General features: G+C 59.7%; 7 protein-coding genes. 4 read left to right on the plus strand and 3 right to left on the minus strand.

The genetic code is table 11. The annotated features are described in order from the left end of the window. Window positions 1-53: 53 nt before the first annotated feature. Both B7L72_RS01960 and purE read right to left on the minus strand, forming a co-directional pair. Window positions 54-1,199, minus strand: coding sequence for a 5-(carboxyamino)imidazole ribonucleotide synthase (locus B7L72_RS01960; RefSeq protein WP_081192270.1), 1,146 nt, complete (start codon window positions 1,197-1,199; stop codon window positions 54-56). Between the two features lie 10 nt (window positions 1,200-1,209). Then, window positions 1,210-1,737 carry a 5-(carboxyamino)imidazole ribonucleotide mutase gene (gene purE / locus B7L72_RS01965; protein WP_081192272.1) on the minus strand — a complete coding sequence of 176 codons (528 nt, stop codon included), beginning with the start codon at window positions 1,735-1,737 and terminating at the stop codon, window positions 1,210-1,212. A gap of 217 nt (window positions 1,738-1,954) precedes the next feature. Here purE and B7L72_RS01970 point away from each other — a divergent pair, with 217 nt between their 5' ends. The 4 genes from B7L72_RS01970 (at window position 1,955) to B7L72_RS01985 (ending at window position 7,522) form a co-directional block, all read left to right on the plus strand. Continuing rightward, window positions 1,955-2,227 carry an XRE family transcriptional regulator gene (locus B7L72_RS01970; protein ID WP_081135288.1) on the plus strand — a complete coding sequence of 91 codons (273 nt, stop codon included), beginning with the start codon at window positions 1,955-1,957 and terminating at the stop codon, window positions 2,225-2,227. A 253-nt stretch (window positions 2,228-2,480) separates the two neighbouring features. Continuing rightward, window positions 2,481-3,257, plus strand: a complete 777-nt coding sequence (dsrO, locus tag B7L72_RS01975) for a sulfate reduction electron transfer complex DsrMKJOP subunit DsrO (RefSeq protein ID WP_081135286.1) — start codon at window positions 2,481-2,483, stop codon at window positions 3,255-3,257. Continuing rightward, window positions 3,241-4,434 carry an NrfD/PsrC family molybdoenzyme membrane anchor subunit gene (gene nrfD, locus B7L72_RS01980; protein ID WP_081135284.1) on the plus strand — a complete coding sequence of 398 codons (1,194 nt, stop codon included), beginning with the start codon at window positions 3,241-3,243 and terminating at the stop codon, window positions 4,432-4,434. The genes dsrO and nrfD overlap by 17 nt, the downstream gene beginning before the upstream one ends. Beyond that, entirely contained in the window at window positions 4,427-7,522 is a 3,096-nt protein-coding gene (locus tag B7L72_RS01985) for a molybdopterin dinucleotide binding domain-containing protein (RefSeq protein WP_081192274.1), read from the plus strand. The genes nrfD and B7L72_RS01985 overlap by 8 nt, the downstream gene beginning before the upstream one ends. Window positions 7,523-7,541: 19 nt before the next feature. Here the strand turns inward: B7L72_RS01985 and chrA are convergent, their stop codons facing one another. Then, window positions 7,542-8,753, minus strand: coding sequence for a chromate efflux transporter (chrA, locus tag B7L72_RS01990; protein ID WP_081192276.1), 1,212 nt, complete (start codon window positions 8,751-8,753; stop codon window positions 7,542-7,544). Between the last annotated feature and the right edge of the window lie 198 nt (window positions 8,754-8,951).

Genomic DNA, 8,951 nt, shown 5'->3' on the forward strand with positions numbered 1-8,951 from the left:
GCCGCCTCGAAGGGCGGCTTTGAAGAGAGCATGACAGCCATCGAACGCACGGCTCAGAGCGAGTCGGCAAAGCTCCACTCGACCGCCGGAGCCCCCGGCAGCAGTGCCTGGCAGGCGCGTACTTTTTCCAGCAGCTCGGCATGGCTGGCCGCCACGACGTTCACGTGGGCCAGCTTGCGCCCCGCCCGCTCGGCCTTGTCGTAGCGGTGCAGGTGGGTATGAGGAATCGCCAGCAGCGCGGGATTGTCTCCCTCTTGCCCAATCACGTTGACCATGCAGGTAGGGCCAATCGCCTGAGTCGAACCCAGCGGCAAGCCCTGTACGGCCCGCAGATGGTTTTCGAACTGGCTGGTCACCGCGCCGTCCATGGTCCAGTGGCCGGAGTTATGCACCCGCGGGGCCATCTCATTGGCCAGCAGGCTACCGTCGCGGGTCTGGAACAGCTCCAGCGCCAGCACGCCCACGTAATCCAGCTCATCCAGCAGCGCACGAATGTAGCCATCGGCGATTTGCTGAACGCTGTCGTCCAGGTCGGGCAGCGGCGCCACCGAATAGCGCAGAATGCCGTCTACGTGCTGGTTCTCTGCCATGGGGTAAAACACCACTTCCCCATCGCGGCCACGCACGGCAATCAGCGACACTTCGCGCACGAAATCGACGAAGGCTTCCACGATCAACCGGGAATGGCCAATCGACTCCCAGGCGGCTTGGGCCTGCTCTGGCGCTCTCAGCACCGCCTGGCCCTTGCCGTCGTACCCTTCGGTGACGGATTTGGCCACTACGGGGCAGCCCAGCTCAGTGGCAGCGGCCTGCAGCTGCTCGGCGCTCTCCACCACCCGGTAGGCCGGCGTCGGGATGCCCAGCCGGTCGAACAGCGCCTTCTCTTCCACGCGGTTCTGGCACACGGCAATGGCACGGCTGCTGGGGTAGACCGGCTTGTGCTGTTCGATCTGCTGCACCAGCGCCACGGGCAGGTGCTCGAATTCGTAGGTCACCACATCGACCTTGTCGAGGAACGCCGCCAGATGCTGATTATCCGGGTCGACCACCACCTCACCGATACCGACGCTGGGGCTGCCGGTGGTGTCCAGAAAGGTAAACGTGTTGCCCAGCGGGTAGCCCGCCAACGCCAGCATACGGCCCAGTTGCCCGGCACCCAGTACGCCAATGTGTTTTACGCGATTGCTATGCACGCTCATGATGGGCTTCCTATTGTGCCGATTCGCTGGCCGCAGGCGCATCCGGGCGGGGGTCCGGGTTATCCAGCACCTGCTGCGTTTGCTCTGCTCGGAAGGCCTCGACAGCCTGACGTACGGCACTGTCCTGCAAGCCGACGATTTGCGCCGCCAGCAGCCCCGCATTGGTGGCCCCGGCTTTGCCGATGGCCAGCGTGCCCACGGCAATGCCACCCGGCATTTGTGCAATGGAGAGCAGCGAATCCAGCCCCTTCAAGGCCTTGGACTCTACCGGCACACCCAGCACCGGCAGCGCCGTTTGCGAGGCCACCATGCCCGGCAGGTGCGCCGCGCCGCCCGCGCCCGCCACGATAACCTGAAGGCCACGTTCCGCTGCGCTTTTCGCATAGTCGAACAGCAGGTCCGGGGTACGGTGTGCCGAGACCACGCGGGTTTCGTAGGCAACACCCAGCCGTTCCAACATCGCCACCGCGTGCTCCATGACCGGCCAATCCGACTTCGACCCCATGATCACGCCCACCTTGGGTGCGCTGTTCGACATACAATAACTCCTCGGCCCATGGCCTGCTCTAGCGAAAAACAGTGGAACGAGCCGCGTACAGGCTGCAGCTCATTGAAAAATGGGAAGGGGCATAGTTTACCAGAGCCAGTGCGTTTACGGGCTTTCTCATGGTCGTGAAATTTTCATCTAAATAGGCATTGAAAAGCGCGTGAGTTGGCGGCATTGTGTGTTTGTCATTTCAGACCCATGGAGTCACATGAGTACGGCATACTCGACTGCTCACGCAGAAGTGCAGGATCCTCCGCGAAGCAGCCCTGACCTCGATGTCAGGGAACTGGAAAAACGCACGCGCCTCATGCGCATCATCACACGTCTGATCGCCATATCAGACTTGGGAAGCCGAGAAATTGCCCGCCGGGCAGGCTTGCCAGTACAGAAGATCAGCGACCTGCTCGCCGGAAGGCTGGAGCACCTGAATATTGATGAACTCAATGTTCTGCGTCGCACCCTAGAGCTGGAGGCGCCATAGCCGCAGCGACTACCTGAATTCCTGACTCATCAATGAAGTAGGCTAGCCAGTGGGCTAGCCTTTTTTATTTATAACGTTCGATATGCGATCGTCGTTAAAACAACCAGTTAGCGCTCCAGGATTAAGGGAACATTAATAATGCAAAGCCAACTCATTGACTCCCATCAACTTTTATCTCAACCCAACCGCTTAAGCTTAGCCTACCTTGACCATTCGCCCCTGCGGATGATGCTTTACTTATAAAGGAGGCGCTGTGGACGCTATACGCCGTTCGCTACTTGGCCAGTTAGCTCGCTTAAGCGCAGGTGCTGCGCTTATACCGCTGTCCAGCCTTGCCCAGGCAGGTATCAATCAACAGCCAGCTCGTCGTGAAGGCGATCCCAGCAAACGCTATGGCATGCTCATCGACTTACGCCAATGTATTGGCTGCCAAGCCTGCACCGTATCGTGCCATATCGAAAATGCCGCACCTCTTGGTCAGTTTCGCACCACCGTTTCTCAATACGAGGTGCAGCACCAGGAGAGCGGTGAGTTAGCCACGTTTATGCTGCCCAGGCTGTGTAATCACTGCGAAAACCCTCCCTGTGTGCCCGTTTGCCCAGTGGAAGCAACTTATCAACAACAGGACGGCATTGTGGTGGTGGATAGTGACCGCTGCGTAGGCTGCGCTTATTGCGTTAACGCCTGCCCTTACGATGCCCGCTTTATTAACGAGCGCACCCAAACCGCTGACAAGTGCACGTTCTGCGCGCATCGCTTAGAGGCAGGGCTACTGCCCGCCTGTGTTGAAAGCTGTGTTGGAGGTGCGCGGATTATTGGTGATATGCGCAACCCTGACAGCCAAATCAGCCGCATGATTCAAGAACACCGTGATGCACTGATGGTACTTCAGCCAGAAAAAAACACGCTTCCCCAAGTGTTCTATCTCGGCATGGATGAGCGCTTCATTAGCCGTCCTGTTGCGGAACCTGTGGCGCTTGAAGTGCTCGACCCCCACGGACAGGAGATGGGCTATGAATTCCACCATTGAACTACTCGCCCCCCGCTACGACATCGCCTGGTACCCGTGGGCGGTGCAGTATTTTTTCATGATCGCCATCTCTTATGCGAGTCTCTGGCTAGCAGCGCCTGCGTTAATTTTCGGCAAACGAGCATGGCTGCCCACCGCACGCCTTGCACTCCTCGCTTGCGTCAGCACCACGTTGGTAGCGCCCGTTGCACTACTTGCGGACCTGCACCAACCGCTGCGTTTTTGGCATTTTTACGCGTACGCCAACACCCGCTCGTGGATGTCTATTGGCAGCGTGGTTCTGCCGCTCTATCTCGTCAGCGTACTGGGCCTTGCCTGGCTGGCTTGGCGCCCGGCGCTCCAGGCCCGGCGCAATGCGCCTGGGCTGAGCGGATGGATGGCTAAATGGCTAAGCCTGGGCGATAGCGCCACTCCAAGGGCGCTGGTGGCCATCGTGGGACTAGCCGCACTACTGCTTTCCAGCGGCATTATGCTTTATACCGGCGCGGAGCTTGCCATTGTGAAAGCACGCCCGCTATGGAACACCGTATGGCTTCCGCCCATGCTGGTCGCGACAGGCTTCATCGCGGCAGCAGGGCTAGTGCTGGTACTCAACCGGGTAAGCGGAGTGTGTTCGCACGCCACCGTTCGGCAAATGCTGTATGTCCTACTTGCCTTCTGTGCCGTGGCGGGTTTAATCGCGGCTAGCTGGTTCCTGGATGGTATTAACGCCAACGTTGGCTCGGTCGCAGCAGCGCTGGAGTCTGTTCGTCACAGCCCTTCCTGGCGCAGCACCGCGCTGTGGGGCGGTATTACTGGCATAACGCTCTTTATAGCGGTGGCGTGGTTAGTCTCGCGCCCTGCCCAACGCCAACCCGCATTGTTTGCCTGGGCTTGGCTACTCGGCCTGGTAGCTATTCATATGGGCTGGATGTTCCGCTGGGTGGTGCTGATGGATGTGCAGCACGTCGCCCGTAATAGTGCTGGTTTCCACCACTATGGCATTCCCGCTGGCTCTTCCGGCATCTTAGGCATCGTCGGTACCTTTGGGCTTTGGCTGGCCGCTATCTTACTGATTGAGCTATTTATTCCATGGCGGCAAGCCCAGCAAGGTGGCGTTAAACCGCCGCCCTCTTTCGATACCAATACATCCAGTGACTCGCTTAACGCCGAACAAGGAGCGCCTAACCATGGCTAAGTCTGCTCAAGACCCCTCACGCCGCCGGTTTCTTAAAGGCGCTGCTGCCGCAGGCGGTGCCGCCACCTTTGCAGTAGGCTACGCTGACCCGCTTGCCAAGATGGCCAAAGGACTCAGTGGCAGCGCAGGAGAAAAACCCAAGCACAACATTCACGGCAATTCGCTCACGCCGGAGTACCGCGTTGACTTAGCCACTGGCGAGCTAACCCTCACTCCCGACCAACGCACCGCCTTTACCATTTGCTACGGCTGCACTACCCTATGCGGTGTGCGGGTACGCATCGATGACACCCGGGGCGAAGTGCTGCGTGTATCTGGCAACCCATACCATCCGCTCTCTGCTGATGACCATCTGCCAATGCGAACTCCAGTGGCCGAGGCATTGCGCAGCGTGAGCGCTTACGGAGAACAGGGCCAAGTAAATCGCTCTACCGCCTGCGCCCGTGGCAACTCAATGATGAGCCAGATCACCAACCCTTTCCGTATCGACCACTGCCTGAAGCGCGTTGGCGAGCGCGGTAACCGGGAGTGGCAAAAAATCTCGTTTGAACAGTTGATTGAAGAGATTTGTGAGGGGGGCGATCTGTTTGGTGAAGGCCATGTAGATGGGCTGCGCGCCATTCACGACCACGACACGCCTATCGACCCTGCCAATCCAGAGTACGGCCCCAAGGCGAACCAGCTGATGGTCATGGAAGCCGGCGACTACGGGCGCTCCGATTTACTCAAGCGCTTCACGCTCAACGCCTTTGCTACCCGCAACTACGGCCACCACGGCTCTTATTGCGGCTTGGCGTTCCGCATGGGGTCAGGGGCCGTGATGAACAATATTGTCACTAATGCCCATGTAAAACCCGACATTCAGAACGCACAGTTCATCATGTATATCGGCTGCGCGCCTAGCCAAGCAGGCAACCCGTTTAAGCGTCAAGGCCGCTTGCTTGCTCAGGCACGCGCCGCAGGAACCCTTGAGTACGTGGTAGTCGACCCCGCGCTAAATGCTGCCACTTCCCACGCGGCGGATAATAATCGATGGGTGCCCATTCGCCCCGGCACCGACAGCGCCTTTGCCATGGCGATGATTCAGTGGCTGCTGGACCACGAGGGCTATGCCAGCGATTTTCTCGCCCTGCCGGGCCAGTCTGCTGCTGATGCCGCGGGCGAGACCACCCACACCAACGCAACGCATTTGGTCATTGATACCTTCGAACATCCGCGCCGTGGCTACTTTTTGCGCGCCAGCGATTTGGGCCTTACTGAAGCCGGTAGCGATGCGGATATGCCCGTCGTCGTATCAGACGGCGAGCTCATGCTCAGCGAGGATGTCATGGCCGCCGAGCTATTTGCCGAGCGCGCAGTGGAGCTTGCCGATGGCAGCACCGTCACCGTTAAAACCAGCCTAACGCTGCTGCGTGAATCGGCCCATGAATACGACATGGACACCTATGCTGAACATTGTGGTATTCCCAAAGCAACGATTATCGACTTAGCCAAAAAGTATGCCAGCCACGGCCGTAAGGCCGCCGTTAACTGCCACGGCGGTATGATGTCAGGCAACGGCTTCTACGCTGCTTTTGGCGTTCAAATGCTCAACCTGTTGGCCGCCAATTACAACATGAAAGGCGGCAGTGCGGTGGGCGGTGGCACTTATACAGGCACCGGCGAAGGTCCACGCTACGACTTGGCCAATTTCCCCGGAAAGCGTGGTCCGCAGGGCGTTTTTCTCTCGCGCTCACGCTTCCCCTATGAAAAATCATCGGAGTACCAGCGCAAGGTAGCGGCTGGTGAGAACCCTTACCCTGCGAAGGCTCCTTGGCGCTCACTCGCGCCACCCACCCTCACCGAGCATTTACCTTCTGCGCTGGATGGCTACCCTTACCCCATCAAAGCCCTGATTGGCTGCATGGCCAACCCGATTTATGGCCAAGCGGGCCTGAAAGGCGTCGTTGTCGATAAGTTAAAAGATCCCAGCCGACTAGGGTTATTTGTCGCGGTTGATGGCTTTATCAACGAGACCAATCGTTACGCCGATTACATCGTACCGGATTCAGTCATGTACGAAGTATGGGGGTTTGCAGGCTCATGGAAAGGCACGCTGGGCAAACTGACCACCGCTTGCTGGCCGGTGGTTGAACCGCGCCAACAAAAAACCGCCGAAGGCGAGCCGGTGTCTATGGATAGCTTCTTTATCGCCGTAGCTAAGCGGTTAGGACTGCCGGGCTTCGGCGACCACGCTATCCCTGATGCCAACGGTGACCTTCACCCGCTCAACCGTGCCGAAGATTACTATCTCAGGGCAGCCGCCAACATCGCTTTCCAGGAGGAACCGCTTCCAGAAGCGAGCGACACTGACATTGCCCATAGTGGCATCGCACCGCTACTGCCCAAGCTTGAACGTACGCTGAAGGCCGATGAACGCAGCCGTGTGGCCTATCTGTACGCCCGGGGTGGGCGTTTTGAAGATGCCAGCGAACACTTCGTAGGCCAGCATTTAAAGCGTCAGTGGAAAGCCACGCTGTGCGTCTATAACGAAGCAGTAGGCACCAGCATTGATACCACCAATGGCCTGCCAAACCGCGGCGTGCCGTGCCACTCGCTGCCGCAGATGGCGAACAAGCAGTCCATGCGGGAAGTGTTCCCCGAGCAAGAGTGGCCACTACTGGCCTTCTCGTTCAAATCCAACCTGATGAATTCCTACGCCATCGGTAACGAGCGACTGCGTATGATCAAGCCTTATAACCCCGTACAAATGCACCGCCAGGATGCCGAGCGCTTTGGGATTCAACACGGCGACACCATACGCATCGAAAGCCCCGGCGGCAGCGTGATAGGGCTCGCTCTGGTAAGCGAAAGTGTCGTACCTGGCGCGCTGGGCATCGAGCACGGCTACGGCCACAAGGATCTAGGTGCTACACCGCATATTATCGATGGCACCTCTCAGCCAGATATGCCTTGGATGCGGGCAGGTATCAATATCAACGACCTGGGCTTTCAAGATCCCACGCGCGAGGTCGGCGGCACTTGGCTGGAGCCCATTAGCGGCGCTAGCGTGAGGCAAGGGTTACCCGTCAAGGTCAGCCGCGTGTGAACCGGCAGGGGTAGTGAAGCTATGTCGCAATCACTACCCCACCCAAGGCCACCACGATCACCACCAGCCAGGCTGGCAGCTTCCACACGGTCAGTAGCAAAAAGCCCGTGAGCGCCAAGGCAAACTCATACGGCCCCACCACCGCGCTGGTCCAGACGGGGTCGTAGAGCGCAGCCCCCAGAACCCCCACGACGGCCGCGTTGGCACCGCGCATGAGCGCCTGGGCACTGCCCCATTGGCGAAAACGGTTCCAGAACGGCAGCACGCCCACCAGCAGCAGGAAGCCGGGAATGAAAATCGCCAGCAGCGCCAGCACTGCACCAACCACGCTGGGCAGCCCAGGCAGCAGTGCGCCCAGGTAAGCCGCAAAGGTGAACAGTGGCCCCGGCACGGCCTGTGCGGCGCCATAGCCCGTCAAGAACTCATCCGCCGTGATCCAGCCCGACTGCACTACTTCGGCTTCCAACAGCGGCAGCACCACGTGGCCGCCCCCAAACACCAGCGCCCCCGAGCGGTAGAAGGCATCCACCACCGCCAGCCACATGGCGCCGCCCGCCAGCAGCGGCAACAGCACCAGCAGCGCCACGAACAGCCCCAGAGAGATCAAGCCCACCTTGCGCGACACCGCAAAGTGCAGCGAATCCGCCAGCTCGCCCTGAGCGCTTTCGCGGCAGAGCAACAGCCCTACCATACCCCCCAGCACAATCGCACTCACCTGCCCTAGCGGGCCGCTGACCATGGCCACGGCAAACACCGCCGCCAGGGCAATGCCTGCCCGGGTTTTATCCGGGCAAAGGTTGCGCGCCATGCCCCATACGGCGTGGGCCACGATAGCCACTGCGACGATTTTCAAGCCGTGGATGATGCCGCTGGCCATCGGCCCATCCAGCACCGCCGCCCCCATGGCGAACAGCGCCAGTACCAGCGCGGAAGGCAGCGTGAAGGCCAGCCAGGCCATGGCCGCCCCCCAGGGGCCTGCCCGCAGCAGGCCCAGGGCAAACCCCACCTGGCTGCTGGCCGGGCCGGGCAAGAACTGGCACAACGCCACCAAATCCGCATAGGCTTTCTCGCTGAGCCACTGGCGGCGGGCCACGAACTCCGTACGAAAATAGCCCAGGTGCGCCACCGGCCCGCCAAACGAGGTAAGCCCCAGCGCCAAAAAGGCCCAGAACACCTCTCGAATGCGAGCAGGCGATACGGCAGTATCAGAGGAAGGACGGGGTTCCGACATAAGCTCGGCTCCTTGCAACGTTGAACAACAGGCAGCCAATAACCATACACGATTTTATTGACATGCCCATGACGGTTGAGCAACGTTGAGACTCCTTCCAACGCCACCTACCAGGAGCACCCCATGGCCCATCATTCAGAAGAGTTTCTACGCCTTGCAGAAGCCGCCAAACAGCGTACCACCCAGGTATCGCCTAGC

Source organism: Halomonas sp. BC1 (assembly GCF_002078135.1).
Taxonomy (GTDB): Bacteria; Pseudomonadota; Gammaproteobacteria; order Pseudomonadales; family Halomonadaceae; genus Vreelandella; species Vreelandella stevensii.

What these genes read in the sequence shown, in the direction of transcription:
- B7L72_RS01960 (WP_081192270.1), bottom strand. Translation starts at nt 1,199, where the DNA reads ATGAGCGTGCATAGCAATCGCGTAAAACACATTGGCGTACTGGGTGCC.
- purE (WP_081192272.1), bottom strand. Translation starts at nt 1,737, where the DNA reads ATGTCGAACAGCGCACCCAAGGTGGGCGTGATCATGGGGTCGAAGTCG.
- B7L72_RS01970 (WP_081135288.1), top strand. Translation starts at nt 1,955, where the DNA reads ATGAGTACGGCATACTCGACTGCTCACGCAGAAGTGCAGGATCCTCCG.
- nrfD (WP_081135284.1), top strand. Translation starts at nt 3,241, where the DNA reads ATGAATTCCACCATTGAACTACTCGCCCCCCGCTACGACATCGCCTGG.
- B7L72_RS01985 (WP_081192274.1), top strand. Translation starts at nt 4,427, where the DNA reads ATGGCTAAGTCTGCTCAAGACCCCTCACGCCGCCGGTTTCTTAAAGGC.
- chrA (WP_081192276.1), bottom strand. Translation starts at nt 8,753, where the DNA reads ATGTCGGAACCCCGTCCTTCCTCTGATACTGCCGTATCGCCTGCTCGC.